The sequence below is a fragment of the Dactylosporangium sp. NBC_01737 genome, from assembly GCF_035963215.1.
GTDB lineage: Bacteria > Actinomycetota > Actinomycetes > Mycobacteriales > Micromonosporaceae > Dactylosporangium.
The window spans coordinates 11281838-11297968 of the sequence record NZ_CP109153.1; the positions used below are offsets into that span (position 1 = coordinate 11281838).

A 16131-nucleotide genomic window follows, 5' to 3' on the forward strand; every position below is an offset into this window, starting at 1 on the left:
GGGGTGTCCTTCTTTCACCGGGTGGCGATGCGCAGCGAGGAGATGGCGTCGTTGTTGCCCGTGGGCAGCAGGTTGGCGGTGTCCGCGGTGAAGGTCCAGGCGGTGCCCGCGAAGCCCGCGTCGGCGTAGCCCGTGACCTGGTAGCCGGCCGGCACCCGGATCGAGGAGATGCTGTCGTTGGCGATGCCCGCGGCCTGCAGCTGCGGCAGGTCGTAGCTGCCGACGCCGAGCGTCGCCGAGGTGCCGGCGTAGTTGTCGTCGCCGTAGACCGTCGGTCCCGTGCCGCCCGCCGGGGTGCCGTACACCTCGAACTCCCACAACGAATAGCCCCATTGGGTGTTCGGGGTGACCCCCTGCATCCGCACGTAGCGGGTGGTCCGTGCGACGTTCACCGTGTCGTTGCCGCCGTCGCCGGTGGTGGTCGAGAAGACGTCCGTCCACTGTGTCCCGTTGTCGGAGACCTGGACCTTGTATCCCCTGGCGTAGGCGGCCTCCCACGACAGCACCGCCGAGGTGACCGAGCAGGCGGCGCCCAGGTCGACGGTGATCCAGGCGTTGTTGTCGTTGCTGTGGTCGCTGGACCAGCGGGAGGCGCCGTTGCCGTCGATGGCATTGGCGGCCACGAGCGCGCCGTCCTGGTAGGAGGCGGCGGCGCGGGCCGAGGCGTTCCGGGACAGGTTCACGGGCACGCCGACCGGCGGCGCGGGCGGCTTCGGCACGGTCTGCCCGGCCGGCGGCCACAGCGTGAACGTGTTGCTGCCGGCGCGTGCGGCGGCGAACGGGCCCGCCATGGTGTTGGTGGCGCTGACCTGCGCGCCGAAGAAGTCGGTGGTCACGTCGGCGGCGATGCTCTCGTTCGCCCGCGGGATGACGCCGACCCTGGACCGGGTCACCGGGGTCAGGCCGGTGATGCCCGTGGTGTTGAGGTCGAAGCTCAGCGACATCGCCGTGTTGGTCGCCGTGTACCGCACGTTGGACAGCGCGCCGGTGGCGTTGCCCTCCTTCACGTGGGTCTTGCCGGTCGCGTTGTCGGGCAGGGTCGAGCCCTGGACCAGGTTGTTGTACCAGAAGTCCTTCTGCGGCGAGGTGAGCGCGGTCGACTCGTTCATCGTGCCCGGCTGGAAGTAGTAGGCGTTCCGGCCGCCGCCGTCGATGGCGAACCGGCCGTTGTCGACGAACAGGTTGTTGGCGAAGACGATGCCGGTGGCGTCGAGCGTGCGGATGTCGCTGTTGCCGATGAAGACGTTGTTGTCCACCAGGATCGGGCCGTGCACGGCCTCGGCGTAGTAGCCCCACGGGCTGTTCATGACGATGTTGCCGGTGACGCGGACGTTCTGGTTGCCCCAGTCGGTCCAGATGCCGGCGGAGTTGCCGCCGCGGGAGTTCTTGATGTAGTTGCCCTTGATGAGGCCCTCGTTCATGTAGTGCACCTTGATCGGGGCCGTCTCCGCGCCGCTGAACTCGTTGCGGTAGTTGGTGTCCTCGATCATGTTGTAGAGGATGTCGGAGTTCCACGAGAAGACGCCGGCGATGCCGGACTGCCCGGACCTGCCGATGTAGTTGTTGCGCACCACGTGCGAGCCGTACTTGCTGGTCTCGCGGAAGTTGGTGCGGGTGGTGCCGGGGCGGTTGCCGGCCCATTCGTCGTTGCCGAGGCCGATGTCGATGCCGATGGTGCGCGCGTTGACCACGACGTTGTTCTGGATGATCCAGCGCAGGCCGCCGTTGACGCTGATGGCGCCGGCCTGCCGCCGCGTCGGGCTGTCCGGGAAGTCGGAGTAGGTGTTGGCGGCGTGCTTCACGGTGAGGCCGTCGACGGTGATGTAGCCCAGGCCCCACGCGTCGGGGGCGAAGATCTGCCGCCGCACGTTGATCTCGGCCAGCTTGGCGTTCGGGTCGGCGCCGTTGAAGTTCGCCCAGACCGTCGTGTTGGTGCCGGCCACCTGTGAGTACCAGGTGTTCGCCGCGGCCTGCACGTCGCTGAGCGCGGGCTTCTCGGAGTACGCCTGCTCGTCGAGGTAGACGTCGCCGGCGTTGTAGCCGGGGAAGGTGCCTCCCCCGCCGCCCTGCGGGTGGCCGGTCGCGTACGGGTTGTAGGCACCGAAGAAGGTGTTGGGCAGCGTGACGCTCCAGACGTTGCCGGTGCCGCGCACCCAGGTGTTGATCTCCTCGGAGCCCTTGACCACGACGTCGCCGTCGCCGGCCTTGGTGTAGACGATGCGGGCCGACTCGCCGGTGCCGCCCCGGGCCGGTTTGACCGTCTCGCGGTACAGCCCGGCGTGCACGAGCACGGTGTCGCCCGGCTGCGCGTCCTGCGCGGCGCGGTTGATGGTCAGGTACGGCGCGGCGGCGGTGCCGGCGTTGGCGTCGTTGCCGTTCTTGGCGACGTGGATGGCCCGCGCTGCGTGCGCCGGGACTGCGGGCATCACGATCACGACGGCGGCGGCGCAGAGCGCCGTGATCCCGCCCGCGAGCAGTGTCGGGCGGGTCCTGCTGTGTCTCATGTGGGGTCCTTTGCGGGCGGATTCCCGCTGTGATCGCCGATCACAGCGAGCAGCGACGGTGGCAGGCGGCACGGCCGTCCGGGTGTGAGACGCCGTCCATCGCCGCCTGGCGAGGCCTCAGGCGGTTGGCGGGTGCGAAGAAGGGCCGACCGTGGCGGTTACGGTCGGACCGTGGCGCTCAAGGACCCTCGAGGCCGCCGATGACCTCGGGATCAAAAAGTTAGATTATTAATCTAAGCTGGTCACGGGTCGCCGTCAACCTGGCTGGTACGGCCGATCCGCGCACGCTACCCGGGGCCGGCCGGGCAGCGCTAGACCCGCGCGGACACCAGAGGGCCGTGGCCAGGGGCGACGGAGCCCTGCAGGACCAGGGCCGCGCCGCCGATCGCCGCGGAGTCGCGCGGATTGCTGGACAAATCGACCTGCACCTCGTGCACGTCGCGGGCGAACGCCCGCTGCACGAGCCGGCGGCGGATCTCGGTGACGTAGATCGACCCGGCGACGGCGAACCCGGGGCCGGCGAGCACGAGCGTGTCGATGTCCCACAGGTTGGCCAGCAGCACCGCGCCCTCGGCCAGCAGCTCCGCGGACTCGTCGATCAGCGCGGCCGCCTGCTCGTCGCCGTAGATCGCGGCGCGGGCGAGCACGTCGAAGGCCCGCGCGTCGGGGTCCTCGGCGCGGATGCGCAGGCGGTCGGCGAGGCCGGGGATGGCCCGGGCCCGGGCGACGAGCACGCTCGGCGCGGCGTACTGCTCCAGGCAGCCGCGGTTGCCGCAGTGGCAGCGCTCGCCGTCGCGGACCACCGCCATGTGGCCGAGCTTGCCGGCGTTGGAGCTCGCGCCACGGTGCAGGGCGCCGTCGAGCACGACGCCGGAGCCGATACCCGAGTTCATGTACAGGCAGCCGAAGGTGCGCTCCCGCGACACCTGCCGCCCCCAGAACTCCCCGACGGTCGCGGCGGCGGCGTCGCTGTCGACGAGCACCGGCACGCCGAGCCGGCCGGTCAGGGCGTGGGCGAGGTCAAGCCCGGCCGGGCGCTGCGGGCCCGGCAGCGCGAGGAACCGGCCGCGGGCCACGTCGACCGGTCCCGGCCCGACGACGGCCATGCCGGCCACGCTCTGCGGCGGAAGGCCAAGGCCCTGCGTGACCTCGTGATACAGGCCGGCGAGCCGGGCCACCACGTCCGTGCCGCCCTCCGCGGCGGCGACGAGCTGGCGGCCGACGGTGCCGCCGCGGGTGTCCGTCACCACGCACGTGAGGGTGTCCGCGCCGACGTGGATCCCCACCCCGTACGCCGCGCGGGAGTTGATGACCAGCATGGAGCGGGGCTTGCCGCGGGTCGCGACCATGTCGCCCGTCTCGCGCACGACCCCGTCGTCGATGAGGCGGCGCACGATGTTGGAGATCGTCGGCTGGGTGAGCCCCGTCGCGTTGACCAGCTCCACCCGGCTGATCGGTCCGGAGGACCGGATGAGGTCCACGATGAGCGCACGGCTACCGGGTCCCGCGGCCGCAGACTCCCGTCGCGCCACGCTCAACCGCCTCTCGTCTCGCCGTACGCTGTCGCACGACTACGTTACGGGGACGAAGGTTAATCCACGAGGAGGCACTCATGGCCGCGGCATCCACCGCCTCGGTGTCGAAGGGCACGCCGGTCGGCCTCGCCCTGGTGCGCGACGCGGAGGTCCTCGGCGCGGAGCCGTTCTTCCACGAGTTCATCGCGGGCATGGAGCGCATCCTCGTCCCGCTCGGCGTGCCGGTGCTGCTGCAGGTGGTGGCGACCGTGCCGCAGGCCGTCGAGCGGATGCGGGCCTGGGCGCAGTTCGGCCTGGTGCAGGGGGTCATCCTGATCGACCTGCTGCCCGGCGACGAGCGGGTGGCGCTCGTGCAGAAGGTGGGCCTGCCGTGCGTCGTCATCGGCGACCCGGTCACGGCCGAGGGGCTGCCGACGGTGTGGACACAGGACGAGGTCGCCATGCGCGACGTCGTCGTCGAGCTGGTCGCGGCCGGTCACACGCACCTGGGCCACGTCGGCGGCCCGGCGCAGATGGCGCACACCATCATCCGGCGCCGCACGTTCGAGGCCGTCGCCGCCGAGCACGGCGTCCGCACGACGTCGTGCGACGGCGACTACTCCGAGGCGGCCGGCGTGCGCGCCGTCACCGCCCTCGCGGCGCTCGACCAGCGGCCGACCGCGCTGGTCTTCGACAACGACGTCATGGCGCTGGGCGCCCTGCACGAGGCGGCCCGCCTCGGCCTGGCCGTGCCGGCCGAGCTGTCCCTGGTGGCCTGGGACGACTCGGCGTTGTGCCAGCTGGCCGAGCCGCCGCTCAGCGCCGTCAGCCACGACGTGCAGGAGCTCGGCGAGCTGGCCGGGAACACCCTGGCCGAGGCGCTGTCCGGAGCCGAGCCGCGCACGGTGCGGGCGGCGCCGGCGCGGCTGGTGGTCCGCCGCTCCAGCCGCTGACACTCCCGCGTACAGCACGAACATCGCTGGGTCTGTTGAGTTCATAGATTAAAAATCTTTGTTATTGACTTCGCCGGTGCCGTCGGACACGCTGGGTCCCAGCACCTCCCCGGGACACCCCCTCCCCACGCGTCACCCAGCGCCGGTCGTCACGTCGACGCGCTGTCACCCTTCCCTGCCCAGGACGTAAAGGAATCCTCATGGACCACCGCACCAGGCCGCGGGCCGTGCGCGCCATGGCCGCATTCGTCGTCAGCGCCGTCGCCCTCGCTCCCGCGCTCGTCGCCTGCGGCTCCGGCGAGAAGACCGCCGCCCCCGACTCCATCGACGTCGTCACCCGCTGGTCGGCCGGCAACTCCGCGGCCGCCGCCCAGAACCGCATCTTCCAGGCGTTCACCGCGGAGACCGGCATCAAGGTCAACGTCACCGAAGGTCTCGAGACCATCGACGACCAGGTCGAGAACGCCGTGGCCGCGGGCAAGTCGCCCGACCTGGTCATCGTCAACCTGTTCGACAAGACGCTCGGCTGGCTCGACGCCGGCGTCACCGTCCCCGCCGACCAGTACGTCAAGGACTGGGGCCTCGCCGACAAGATCAAGCCCGTGGCGCTGGACGAGTGGCGTGTCGGCGGCGCACCCGCCGGCAAGCTGCAGGGCCTGCCGTTCTCCGGGTTCAGCTGGCCGCTGTGGTACAACACCGACCTGCTGAAGAAGGCCGGCGTCGACAAGATCCCGGCCACCACCGACGAGCTCATCGCCGCGGCCCCGAAGCTGCGGGCGGCGGGCGTCGCGCCCCTCGCCGTCGGCGGCAACGACTGGACCGGGCAGAAGCTCTTCTACCAGATCGCGCAGTCCTACACCGACGCGGCGGCGCTGAAGCAGGTCATGCAGAAGGGCGGCTACTGCTCCACGCCGACGGTCCTGGAAGGCATCAAGCTGTTCACCCAGCTGCGCGACGCCGGCGTGTTCGTCGACAACGCCGCCGGGCTCACCGCCGACGCCATGTACGCGTCGTACTACTCGGGCAAGGCCGCGATCATGCCGGCCGGCTCGTGGGCGTACACCGAGTCCACGGCGTCCGGCACCGGCATCGACAAGCACACGACCCTCGGCGGGTTCCCCGTCCCGAGCGGCTCCACGTTCAAGAAGCCGACGGCGTACCGGGGCTTCACCGGCGTCGGCTTCATGATCACGAAGAAGGGCGCCGAGGCGGGCCGGATCGACAACCTGCGCAAGTTCATCACGAAGTTCTACGCCGACGCGTCCGTCGGTGACTTCGTCAAGGACTCCGGCATCCTGCCGCCCACCACGGGCGACTTCGCCTCATACGCCACCAACCCGCTGCTCACGCAGTCGCTCGGCCTGGACGCCACCGTCGACTACGCCGTGGTGCCCGACGTCTGGATCGGCACCGCGTCCGACCGGATCCTCCAGGTCCTGACCGGCGCCTACGGCAAGTCGACGCCGCAGCAGATCTGCGCCGGACTCGACACCGCCACCAAGGGCTGACCCCAGCCAGTCACGCGGGGGCCGCGCTGTCTCGCGGCCCCCGCCTCGTCGGAGGAACGATTGATGTCATCCATCAGCACCCTGGCCCGCCCCGGCGCCGTGCAGCCGGTCGGCGCCGGTCGCCGGAAACGCGGAGGCGGCCTGCACTCCCCGCGCGTCCTGTGGCTGACGGTGCCGTCCCTGGTGTGGTTCGCCGTCTTCGCCGTGGGCCCGCTCGCCGCGATGTTCGTCATCGCGACCCTGCGGTGGAAGGGCCTGCTGTACGAGCCGGCGTACGCCGGGACGGAGAACATCAGCAAGGTCTTCGCCGACCCGACGTTCTACGCCGCGGTGCGCAACAGCGCCGTGCAGGTCGCGATCGTGATCCCGCTGATGATCCCGCTGTCGTTCATGCTCGGCTACCACCTCAACAGCCGCCCCCGCGGCTACCGGGTGCTGTCGGTGCTGTACTTCTCGCCCGGCCTCATCTCGATCTCCATCACCGGGATGGTCTTCTACGGGGTGCTGTCCCCCGACGGCGGCGTCAACGGCCTGCTCCGCGCGGTCGGCCTCGACACGTGGGCCACCGCGTGGCTCGCCGACCCGGGCACCGCGCTGGCCACCCTCATCGCCATCGACCTGTGGCGTGGCATCGGCTGGACCGCCGTGCTGTTCGCCGCCCGCCTGGCGAGCCTGCCCGCCGACGTCCTCGAGGCGGCCCGCATCGACGGCGCCGGACGCCTGCGCACGATGTGGCAGATCGCGTTCCCGATGGTCAAGGACTACGTCCGCACCCTCACGATGCTGCAGTACCTGTGGACGCTGTTCACCTCGGCCGCCCTGATCCTGCTGCTCACCAAGGGCGGGCCCGGCACCTCCTCCACGACGCTGTCCTACCTGGTCTACGCGAAGGCGTTCGCCCAGCGGGACCTCGGCTACAGCCAGGTGGTCGGGGTCGTGCTCCTCCTCCTCGGCATCGCCGGGATGGCCCTGATCCACGTCCTGCTGCGCAGCCCCCGGGAGAACTCTCGATGAACCCCATCCGCCGCACGGGCGGGCCGGCCGCGACCGTCCTGTCCTGGCTCTACGCGCTGCTGCTCGCCGCGCCCCTGTACTACCTCGCCGTGAGCGCTCTCAAGACCAACATCGAGATCTTCACGCGGCCGTTCGCGCTGCCGGCGCACTGGCTGTGGTCGAACTTCAGCACCGCGTGGCGTACCGCCGACCTCGGACACGCACTGCTCAACTCGCTGCTCATCTCGGTCATCGCCATCGCGCTGACCCTGGCGCTCGCGGTGCCGGCGGCGTACGCCCTGGCCCGCCAGGACAACCGGCTGACCCGCGTCATCACGGGCGCGTTCTCGGTGGGCTTCCTCATCCCGCCGTTCGCCGCCCTGATCCCCACCGTCATCCTGGCGATCAAGCTGGACCTGTTCTACACCCGCGAGTTCCAGATGCTCTTCCTGCCGGCCAGCGCGCTGCCGCTGTCGGTCCTGCTCCTCACGCAGTTCATGCGCACCGTGCCACCGGCGCTGGTGGAGTCGGCCGCCCTCGACGGCGCCGGCCACTGGCGGCTGCTGACCAGCGTCTTCGTCCCGATCGCGATGCCGGGACTGGTCAGCGTCACGATCCTGCAGCTGCTCACCTTCTGGAACGAGTACCTGTTCTCCCTCACCATCACCGGCACCGCGCCGGACGTCCGCACGGTGCAGGTCGCCCTGCCCACGCTGATCTCCGACGCCACCAACTTCGGCGTGCTCACCGCCGGCACCGTGCTCACGCTGCTGCCGGTGTACATCACGTACGCGATCTCGAGCCGCCGCATGCAGGAAGCACTCACCGCAGGGGCGGTCAAAGGATGACACTCACCACGCAGGCAACGACCGCCACCGCCACCCGGCTCGACCTCGCCGGCACCTGGCAACTGACCTGGGTCGCCGGCCCTGCCACCGTGCCGGACGCCGTGCGCACGGCGACGATCCCCGCGCAGGTGCCCGGCGAGGTGCACACCGCCCTGCTCGCCGCCGGTCTCATCGACGACCCGGACGCCGGCTGGGGCGAACACGCGCAGACGTGGGTCGGCCATTCCCGCTGGAACTACCAGCGCCACGTGCGGTGGTCACCGACGCTGGGCGCCCGCACCGACCTCGTCGCCGACGGTCTGGACACCATCGCCGCCGTCTTCGTCAACGGGCTGCGCGTCGGCGCGGCGCAGGACCAGCACCTGCAGTACCGGTGGCGGGTCGACGACGTGCTGCAGCCGGGAGACAACCTCGTCGAGGTGCGCTTCTCCTCGGCCTGGGACGCGGCGTATGCGCACGAACGGGCGCACGGGCCGCTGCCCAGCCCGTACGACGAGCCGTACGCCCACGTGCGCAAGGCCGCGGCGAACTTCGGCTGGGACTGGGGACCGCACCACGTCACGGCCGGCATCTGGCGCGGCATCCGGCTGGAGACGTACACGGGCCGGATCGATCACGTCAGGCCGCTCGTCCGGCTCGCCGACGACCACACCACCGCCCACGTCACGGCGCACGTCCGCGTCGACGCGCCGGCGGGCGCCCTCATCCGGGTCGATCTGACCGATCCGGCCGGCCGGGCGGCCGGGTCCTCGACGGCGACGGTCACCGGGTCCGCGACGGGGACGGTCACCGGGTCCTCGGCGGCGACAGTCACCGGGTCCTCGGCGGGGACGGTCACCGGGTCCTCGGCGGCGATGGTCACCGGTGGCGAGGTGGCGGTCACCCTCACCGTCGACGACCCCGAACTCTGGTGGCCGATCGGGCACGGCGGGCAGCCGCTGTACCGCATCCAGGCGACGCTCGAACACGCCGGCGCCGTGCTCGACGCCGCCACCGCCCGCCTGGGCCTGCGATCCGTGACCGTCGACGAGTCGCCCGACGCGCTCGGCACCCGCTGGGCACTGGTCGTCAACGGCCGGCTCGTGCGGGTCCGCGGCTACAACTGGATCCCCGACGACACCTTCGCCTCCCGCGCCACCCCCGACCGCGTGACCACGCGCATCGACCAGGCCGTCGCGGGCAACGCCAACCTCCTGCGCGTCTGGGGCGGCGGCCACTTCGCGACCGAGGAGTTCCTCGACGCCTGCGACGAACGCGGCATCCTGGTCTGGCACGACTTCCTCTTCGCCTGCGCCGCGTACTGCGAGGACGACGACATGGTCGAGCTGGTCACCGCCGAGGCCACACAGGCCGTCGCGCGCATGGCCGCCCACCCCAGCCTCGTCCTGTGGTGCGGCGGCAACGAGACCGTCCTCGGCCGGCACCACTGGGGATGGGCCGACCAGCTCGGCACCCGCGGCTGGGGCGCGGCGTACTACCTCGACGTGCTCCCCCGCGTCCTGGCCCGCCTCGACCCGACCCGCCCGTACCTGCCGAACTCGCCCTGGTCCGGCACCCTCGACCGCGACCCGGTGGCCGACACCCACGGCCCGACCCACCTGTGGAACCCGTGGAACGACGCCGACTACGCGCACTACCGCGACCACGACCCGTCCTTCGTCGCGGAGATGGGCTGGTGCGGCCCGGCCGCCTGGACCACCCTCGAACGCGTCCTGGACGGCCAGACCCCCGGCCCCGGCTCGACCCTCACCCAGCACCACCTCCGCGCCATCGACGGCATGCACAAGCTCACCCGCGGCCTCCAGCCACACGTGCCCACCCCCGCCACCGGCGCCGACTGGCACTTCGCCACCCAGGTCGTCCAGGCCCGCGCCGTGGCCACCGGCGTGGAATGGCTGCGCTCCCGCGACCGCTGCGGCGGGGTCGTCGTGTGGCAGCTCAACGACTGCTGGCCGGCGATCAGCTGGTCCGCGATCGACCACGCGGGGATCGAGAAGCCCCTCTGGCACGCGCTGCACCGCTCGTACGCGCCCCGGCTGGCCACCGTCCAACCGGTCCAGCCGGGCCCGACCCACGACCCGACCGGCGCCGAGGGCCTCGCGCTGACGCTCGTCAACGACACCGGCGCCGCCTGGCATCCCCAGGTCCTGATCCGTCGGATCGGGCTGGACGGCCAGGAACACGCGCGGGCCCACCTGTCGCTCTCCTGCCCCGCGGGGCAGCTCGTCCACGTGCCCGTCGACCCCGGCGTCGCCCGGCCCGCCGACCCGCACGCCGAGCTGCTCGTCGTCGACGCCGACGGGGTACGGACCACGTGGAGCTACCGCCCCGAGCGTGAACTGGCGGCCCCCCGGCCCGCACGCCGGCTGGACGTCGCGGTCGCCGGCGGCGAGCTGCACGTCACGGTCACGGCCGTGACGGTCCTGCGCGACGTGTGCGTGTTCGCCGACCGGCTCGCCGCAGCCCTCGGCGTCGAGCCGTCCTTCCTCGCCGTCGACGACGCCCTCGTCACCCTCCTGCCGGGCGAGCAGCACGTCTTCCGGATCACCCGCCGCGACGGCACCGCGATCCGCCTCGGCCGGACCACCACCCTGCCCGGCGCCGCCCTGCTCGACCTCGCGGTCCGCTCCTTCGGCGAGGTCACCGGCTGGACAGCGGCGACACGCTGAACATCAACAGGTCGCTGGCGTTCGCCCCGTCAGGACAATGGCTGGAGGTGTCGTTCTCGGGCACCGAGCGCGACCCGGCGATCGGCTTCTGCGTCGGCGGCAACAACGACACCGGCTCCGTGGACGAGTTGCTGGACGCCGGCCGTGGCGGATCTGGCTGGTCACCGCGGTGGCGTCGGTGCTCGTGGTGACCCGTGCCGTGGTGTACGTCCAGCCGGGCGGGACCACGCACGCGCTGCCGCAGGACGCCGCCGCGGCCGCCTTGCCCACGCCGAGCGGGCCACCGCTGGAGCCGCGGCCGACCGGCGAGGCGTGCCGCGGCGTGCGGGCGGGCATGTGCGGCGACGATCAGGGCCTCGCGCCGATCCCCCGGGTCACGGTGAGGGACTGGCACGACCGGCTGCCGCAGCACGTCCGCCCGGACCACGAGCCGCAGACCCGCGACGGCCTGGTCAGCGGCCGGGTGTCGTACCCGGCGGCCGTCGAGGGCGAAGAGGTCGACATGGACGACCGGCCGTTGCCCGCCCCACCGGCACTCCCCGCACGATCGAGTGCCAGGTCGATCTGTACGCACCGTTCATCCTGGCGCCGACGGCCATGGATCTGCTGGACAAGTGCGTGCGGGCGGCCGTGACCGACGACATCGCCGCCGCGGCCAACGCATGGGTCGCACAGCGGCTGCGCCCACTTGAGGAGGAGTTCGACCCGGCGCAGGGGGTCGACCCGATGCACCCGATGCCCGTGGGCGGCCGCCGCCGGTGACGAGCCGCTTCGCGTGCGGCTAGCTGGCGCTGACGCTGACCGTCGGGTGCCAGAACGGCGCGGTCACGCTGTCGGCGCCGACCGGCCAGGTCGCCGCAGCCTGCGCCGAGGTCTCGCAGCGGTAGCAGCGGTGCCCGGCCTGTTCGGGCCGGACACCGCTGCGGTGCCTACGCGGCGCCCAGCCTGTTCGGGCCGGACACCGCTGCGGTGCCTACGCGGCGCCCAGCCTGTTCGGGCCGGGCACTGCGGCAGTTATGCCATGCCCGGCCACACGGGCCGGACACTGCGGCAGCCGTGCGGTGCCCGGCCGCGCGGTCCGGGCGCACTGCGGCGGCTACGCGGCGGGCTCCAGCACGACGACCGGGATCTCGCGGTCGGTCTTGCGCTCGTAGTCGGCGAAGCCCGGGTACGCCGCCTTCTGCGCGGTCCAGATCCGGTCCCGCTCCTCCCCTGCGGTGACCCGTGCAACGAGTTCCACGGTGCCGGTGCCGATCTCGGCGCTGACCTGCGGCTGGGCCAGCAGGTTGTGATACCAGTCAGGGTTGGTCGGCGCCCCGCCCTTGGACGCGAACACGGCGTACCCGCCGTCGACCTGCTGGTACATCATCGGGTGGACCCGCTCCTGGCCGGTGCGGGCGCCGACGGTGTGCAGCAACAGCAGCGGCGCACCCTCGAAGTTCCCGCCGACCCGGCCCTCGTTGGCCCGGAACTCCTCGATGATCTTGTCATTCCAGTCGCTCATGAACACCAGTCTTGCACCATCCCCCCGCCCGCATCCGTTGCCATGCACGGTCCTACTTGTCGAAGTGCATGCCGCTGGGCTCCAGTGCCTCACATGCCTTGCGTGCCTCCTCCCACCTCGGCTGGGCCGTGATCGGCGACAACTGCGGCGGCAGCTGGAAGTCGCCGTTGCTGTCGGGGTCCGGCAGGTCGGGGATGCCGTTGGTGCGGATGCAGGCGCCCCACTTGCGCAGCTGGGCGACCTCCTCGGCGGTGCGCTCCCGGCGCGGCGCGGAACCTTTTGCTCCCTGGAACAGCTCCAGGCACGCCGGCGGCGGGGTCAGGCCCGCGGCGGGCTCCGGGATCACCCAGAAGCCCTCGTCCTGGATCGGGTCGGGGAAGTCCGGGAAGCCGCTGGCGCGCATGCACTTGACGGCCTCGACGAGCTTGTCGTGGTCCGCGCCCCCGGTCGGCCGGGCGGCGGGTTCGCCGCTGCCACACCCGGCGAGGGCCGCGAGGGTCGCCGCCACGACGAGCACGCGGAGCTTGCTGGAGTCAGTGGTTCTTGCCATTGAGCGGACCTCCGTCGATCGTGATCGGGCCCGGCTGGAGCGGCTCGCACGCGGCGTCCGCCGCTCTCCACGCGGGGTTGTCGTCAAGCGGGAACAGCCGCGAAGGCACGTGGAACACGCCGTCGCTGTCCGGGTCGGGCCAGTCGGGCAGGTTGTTCGCCCGCATGCACTCGCCCCACTTGCGCAGCTTGGTGATCTGTTCTGCCGTCGCCGGTGTCCGGCTCGGCTCGCCGCCCTTGGCTCTGGTGAACAGCGCCCTGCACTCCGCGGCCGGGACGATCTCGTTCGCGGGCTCCGGGATGATCCAGCGGCCGTTGCGTTCGACCGGGTCCGGGTAGTCGGGGTAGCCGTGTCCGCGCATGCACTTCGCGGCGTCGACAAGCGCTGCGCGGTCCAGCCCGTCGGCCGGGGCGGCGGACGGCCCGGTGCCGGACCCGCCGCCGGCGTCACACCCGGCCAGAACGAAAACGCCGGCCAGAACGAGGACCCTGATCGGAGCGAGGAATTTCATCAAGCGGGGACCCCTAACCAAAGCGAGAGATCTGATCGAAGCGAGCACCCTTGCCAGGGTGAGAACCGGCGCCGCAGCGAGCACCCTTGCCAAGGCGAGGACCGGCGCCGCAGCAACGACCGGCACCGCGGGAAGGACCGGCACCGCGGGAAGGACTGGCGACGCGTGGAAGAGAGGCGCCGTGGCAACAACCGACGCCGCAGCAACGACCGGTGCCGCGCGGAGGACCGGCACCGTGGCGAAGACCGGCGCGGCGTCTAGAGCCGGCGCCGCGGAGAGCACGCGGAGCCACGCAGTCGTGCGCTGGCCGGTCATGACGTTCGCAGCGCGTCGGTCGGCGCCAGGTAGGCGGCGCGCAGCGCTGGATAGAGGCCGGCGACCGCACCGGCGGCGACCGAGACGAGCATCCCGCCCCACAGCGCCTCCGGTGGGATCAGCACCGTCCAGCCCTGGTCGGTGGCCATTGCGACGGTGGCCGCAGCGCCGATGGCGACGCCGACGGCGCCGCCGAGGGTGGCGAGCACGAGGGACTCGGTGATGAACTGCGCCGCGACGTGGCCGCGGGCCGCGCCGAGCGCCCGGCGCAGGCCGATCTCGACGCGCCGCTCCAGCACCGAGATGACCATGACGTTGGCGATGCCGATCGCGCCGACCAGCAGGGCGATCGCGCCGAGGCCGAGGAACAGGAACGCTCCTGCCTCCTTGACCTTCAGCTGGGCGGTGAGCGCGTCCGACGGGCGGCTCACCTCCACCCGCGACGGGTCGACGGGGTCGGCCGTGCGGGCGAGACGGGTCGCCACGTCCGCAACGTGGTCCGGGTGTGCGCGCAGATACAGGCGGCTGGGGTGACCGTTGTAGTCGAGGAACCGGGCGGCGGACTCGAACGACACCAGCGCGGCCTGGTCGAGCTCCGGCGCGAGGGGGAACGGGGTGAGGATGCCCACGACGGTGTACCAGTGATTGCCGAGCCACACCCGATCGGTGCCGGTGACACGGTCGATGCCGAGGGTGCCGGCCGCGGAGTAGCCCAGCACCGTGACGGGGGCCGGCCCGCCGTCGAGGAACTGCCCGGCGAGCAGCGCACCGTCGAGCGTGGCCAGCAGCGAGGCGTCGCAGGCGCGGACGCTGCGCCCGCCGGTCTGGCCGACCGGCACGTGGTCGTTGCGATACACGGCGGTCGTGCCGAGCTTGGCGGTCGGCGCCGCGGACAGCAGCTCGGGGATCTGCCGGATCATGGCGGTGGCGTCGGTCGGCAGCTCGGTCTCCAGGCCGTCGCGGTCGGTGCCGTTGGCGACGGTCAGCAGGTTGGTGCCGAGCTCGTCGAGCTGGGCGAGCAGGTGCGACTGGCTGGAGCGGGTGACGCCGAGGACGGCGACGATCGAGGCGATGCCGATCGCGATGCCGAGTCCGGACAGCAGCGCCCGCATCCGGCGGGACCGCAGGCCGAGCGTGCCGACCGGCAGGAGGTCCGCGAGCCGCAGCGTGCTGCGGGGCGCGTCATGCGTCCTCATCCGGCACCTGCACCTTCTGCTCCTCGGCGAGCCCGGGTCCGGTCACTTCGGCCAGCCCGGCGAACTCGTCGAACAGGACTGTGCGCACCGGCACGCGGCGGGTGCCCGAGCCGTCCACGACGATGACCTCGTAGCCACCGCTGGGTGCCGCGTTCAACGCGTTGATGGGCACGGCGAGGACGCCGCGGTGCGCGGCCACGGTGATGGCGACCTGGACCTGTGCCTGGTCGAGGAAGCCGGGTGCGGCGCCGTCGAGCCGGACCGCGACCGGGGCCGCCGGTTGAGGCGCGGGGCCGCCGCCGGTCGCTGCGGGCACGGTCACCGCGCCGATCGACGTGATCTGCCCGGTGCGGGTCGCGCCGTCGGGCAGGATGACCACGACGGGGTCGCCGACCTTTGCGGTCGGCAGCTGGCGCGGTGACAGCTGGATCGTGACCGCCGGGGTGTCGCTGGTGCCGTGCTCGACCGGCACACCGGGATCCAGTGGCACGCCGAGGGCGAGGTCGTGGCCGGCGACGCGGATCGCGTCGGGGACGAAGACGACCTGGCCGAGTGGCACCGCGCCGGTCACCGTCAGGCCGGCGGCGCGCTGCCAGCGGCGCACGGCGGCGGTGGTGGCCGCGGTGAAGTGATCGTCGACGGTCAGCCCGGCGCCGTGGCCGAGTGCGGTGAGGTTGTGCTCCAGCTGCCGGACGTCGACGCCGTCGGTCATGCCCGCCTGCAGCGGACGCCAGGTGGGTCGCTGGCCATACAGCAGGATCACCGGTTTCCCGTCGACCTCGTAGGCGGTCTGGCCGCGGCGCACCACCGTGCCCACGGCCGGCAGGCCGGTGAGGACGCCGGGCCCGGGCGCGGTGACCGTCGTGGCGCCTTCATAGCCGAGGGTCCCGGTGACGTGCTGGCGCTCCGAGACGTCCGCCCTGCGCACCTCGGCCGTCCCGGTCGCCACCGCGGCCGGCTGCGGTGCGGCGGTGCCGCCCGCCCGCAGCTGGATCGCGGCGATGACGGTGGCGCCCGCCAGGGCAGCGAGCCCGAGTCCCGCGCGTGTCCGATTCATGCCCCACAT

At 72.2% G+C, this 16131-nt stretch carries 15 protein-coding genes; 8 read left to right on the forward strand and 7 right to left on the reverse strand.

All coding sequences use genetic code 11. The annotated features are described in order from the left end of the window. Window positions 1-14: 14 nt before the first annotated feature. Together OHA72_RS51940 and OHA72_RS51945 are read right to left on the reverse strand one after the other, a co-directional pair. The gene (locus OHA72_RS51940; protein ID WP_327003509.1) at window positions 15-2504 is read right to left on the reverse strand and encodes a discoidin domain-containing protein; all 2490 of its coding nucleotides are present in this window, start codon (window positions 2502-2504) and stop codon (window positions 15-17) included. A gap of 311 nt (window positions 2505-2815) precedes the next feature. Further along, complete coding sequence (locus tag OHA72_RS51945) at window positions 2816-3985, reverse strand: ROK family transcriptional regulator (RefSeq protein WP_327003510.1); 1170 nt, start codon at window positions 3983-3985, stop codon at window positions 2816-2818. Between the two features lie 131 nt (window positions 3986-4116). Between OHA72_RS51945 and OHA72_RS51950 the strand changes: the two genes are divergently transcribed. The 8 genes from OHA72_RS51950 to OHA72_RS51985 all read left to right on the forward strand — a co-directional run bounded on the left by OHA72_RS51950 (window position 4117) and on the right by OHA72_RS51985 (window position 11751). Further along, window positions 4117-4971, forward strand: a complete 855-nt coding sequence (locus OHA72_RS51950) for a LacI family DNA-binding transcriptional regulator (RefSeq protein WP_327003511.1) — start codon at window positions 4117-4119, stop codon at window positions 4969-4971. A gap of 200 nt (window positions 4972-5171) precedes the next feature. Beyond that, window positions 5172-6479 carry an ABC transporter substrate-binding protein gene (locus tag OHA72_RS51955; RefSeq protein ID WP_327003512.1) on the forward strand — a complete coding sequence of 436 codons (1308 nt, stop codon included), beginning with the start codon at window positions 5172-5174 and terminating at the stop codon, window positions 6477-6479. A gap of 63 nt (window positions 6480-6542) precedes the next feature. Continuing rightward, a complete protein-coding gene (locus OHA72_RS51960) occupies window positions 6543-7493 on the forward strand; it encodes a carbohydrate ABC transporter permease (RefSeq protein WP_327003513.1) in 951 nt (316 codons plus the stop codon). Beyond that, window positions 7490-8320 carry a carbohydrate ABC transporter permease gene (locus OHA72_RS51965; RefSeq protein WP_327003514.1) on the forward strand — a complete coding sequence of 277 codons (831 nt, stop codon included), beginning with the start codon at window positions 7490-7492 and terminating at the stop codon, window positions 8318-8320. Before OHA72_RS51960 ends, OHA72_RS51965 begins: the two co-directional genes overlap by 4 nt. Further along, window positions 8317-10989: a glycoside hydrolase family 2 protein gene (locus OHA72_RS51970; RefSeq protein ID WP_327003515.1), complete on the forward strand. Its 2673-nt coding sequence runs from the start codon at window positions 8317-8319 to the stop codon at window positions 10987-10989. The genes OHA72_RS51965 and OHA72_RS51970 overlap by 4 nt, the downstream gene beginning before the upstream one ends. Window positions 10990-11036: 47 nt before the next feature. Next, window positions 11037-11180, forward strand: coding sequence for a hypothetical protein (locus OHA72_RS51975; protein WP_327003516.1), 144 nt, complete (start codon window positions 11037-11039; stop codon window positions 11178-11180). Further along, on the forward strand, window positions 11168-11623 hold the full coding sequence (locus tag OHA72_RS51980) for a hypothetical protein (protein ID WP_327003517.1): 456 nt from the start codon (window positions 11168-11170) through the stop codon (window positions 11621-11623). Before OHA72_RS51975 ends, OHA72_RS51980 begins: the two co-directional genes overlap by 13 nt. Next, window positions 11587-11751: a hypothetical protein gene (locus tag OHA72_RS51985; protein WP_327003518.1), complete on the forward strand. Its 165-nt coding sequence runs from the start codon at window positions 11587-11589 to the stop codon at window positions 11749-11751. Before OHA72_RS51980 ends, OHA72_RS51985 begins: the two co-directional genes overlap by 37 nt. A gap of 334 nt (window positions 11752-12085) precedes the next feature. Here the strand turns inward: OHA72_RS51985 and OHA72_RS51990 are convergent, their stop codons facing one another. From OHA72_RS51990 to OHA72_RS52010, 5 genes are read right to left on the reverse strand one after another with little or no spacing between them, the layout of a single operon-like run. After that, entirely contained in the window at window positions 12086-12493 is a 408-nt protein-coding gene (locus OHA72_RS51990) for a nitroreductase family deazaflavin-dependent oxidoreductase (protein WP_327003519.1), read from the reverse strand. Window positions 12494-12545: 52 nt separating this feature from the next. Then, window positions 12546-13043: a hypothetical protein gene (locus OHA72_RS51995; RefSeq protein WP_327003520.1), complete on the reverse strand. Its 498-nt coding sequence runs from the start codon at window positions 13041-13043 to the stop codon at window positions 12546-12548. Further along, window positions 13027-13869, reverse strand: a complete 843-nt coding sequence (locus OHA72_RS52000) for a hypothetical protein (RefSeq protein WP_327003521.1) — start codon at window positions 13867-13869, stop codon at window positions 13027-13029. Before OHA72_RS52000 ends, OHA72_RS51995 begins: the two co-directional genes overlap by 17 nt. Beyond that, window positions 13866-15065, reverse strand: a complete 1200-nt coding sequence (locus OHA72_RS52005; RefSeq protein ID WP_327003522.1) for an ABC transporter permease — start codon at window positions 15063-15065, stop codon at window positions 13866-13868. The genes OHA72_RS52000 and OHA72_RS52005 overlap by 4 nt, the downstream gene beginning before the upstream one ends. Continuing rightward, window positions 15052-16122 (reverse strand): peptidoglycan-binding protein, encoded by a 1071-nt coding sequence (locus tag OHA72_RS52010; protein WP_327003523.1) that lies wholly within the window; start codon window positions 16120-16122, stop codon window positions 15052-15054. Before OHA72_RS52010 ends, OHA72_RS52005 begins: the two co-directional genes overlap by 14 nt. Between the last annotated feature and the right edge of the window lie 9 nt (window positions 16123-16131).

Bases quoted from the DNA above. Each gene is read 5' to 3' on its own strand.
- OHA72_RS51995 (WP_327003520.1), bottom strand. From the start codon at position 13,043: ATGGCAAGAACCACTGACTCCAGCAAGCTCCGCGTGCTCGTCGTGGCG.
- OHA72_RS51940 (WP_327003509.1), bottom strand. From the start codon at position 2,504: ATGAGACACAGCAGGACCCGCCCGACACTGCTCGCGGGCGGGATCACG.
- OHA72_RS52005 (WP_327003522.1), bottom strand. From the start codon at position 15,065: ATGAGGACGCATGACGCGCCCCGCAGCACGCTGCGGCTCGCGGACCTC.
- OHA72_RS51965 (WP_327003514.1), top strand. From the start codon at position 7,490: ATGAACCCCATCCGCCGCACGGGCGGGCCGGCCGCGACCGTCCTGTCC.
- OHA72_RS51955 (WP_327003512.1), top strand. From the start codon at position 5,172: ATGGACCACCGCACCAGGCCGCGGGCCGTGCGCGCCATGGCCGCATTC.
- OHA72_RS52010 (WP_327003523.1), bottom strand. From the start codon at position 16,122: ATGAATCGGACACGCGCGGGACTCGGGCTCGCTGCCCTGGCGGGCGCC.
- OHA72_RS51970 (WP_327003515.1), top strand. From the start codon at position 8,317: ATGACACTCACCACGCAGGCAACGACCGCCACCGCCACCCGGCTCGAC.
- OHA72_RS52000 (WP_327003521.1), bottom strand. From the start codon at position 13,869: ATGACCGGCCAGCGCACGACTGCGTGGCTCCGCGTGCTCTCCGCGGCG.
- OHA72_RS51960 (WP_327003513.1), top strand. From the start codon at position 6,543: ATGTCATCCATCAGCACCCTGGCCCGCCCCGGCGCCGTGCAGCCGGTC.
- OHA72_RS51950 (WP_327003511.1), top strand. From the start codon at position 4,117: ATGGCCGCGGCATCCACCGCCTCGGTGTCGAAGGGCACGCCGGTCGGC.
- OHA72_RS51985 (WP_327003518.1), top strand. From the start codon at position 11,587: ATGGATCTGCTGGACAAGTGCGTGCGGGCGGCCGTGACCGACGACATC.
- OHA72_RS51990 (WP_327003519.1), bottom strand. From the start codon at position 12,493: ATGAGCGACTGGAATGACAAGATCATCGAGGAGTTCCGGGCCAACGAG.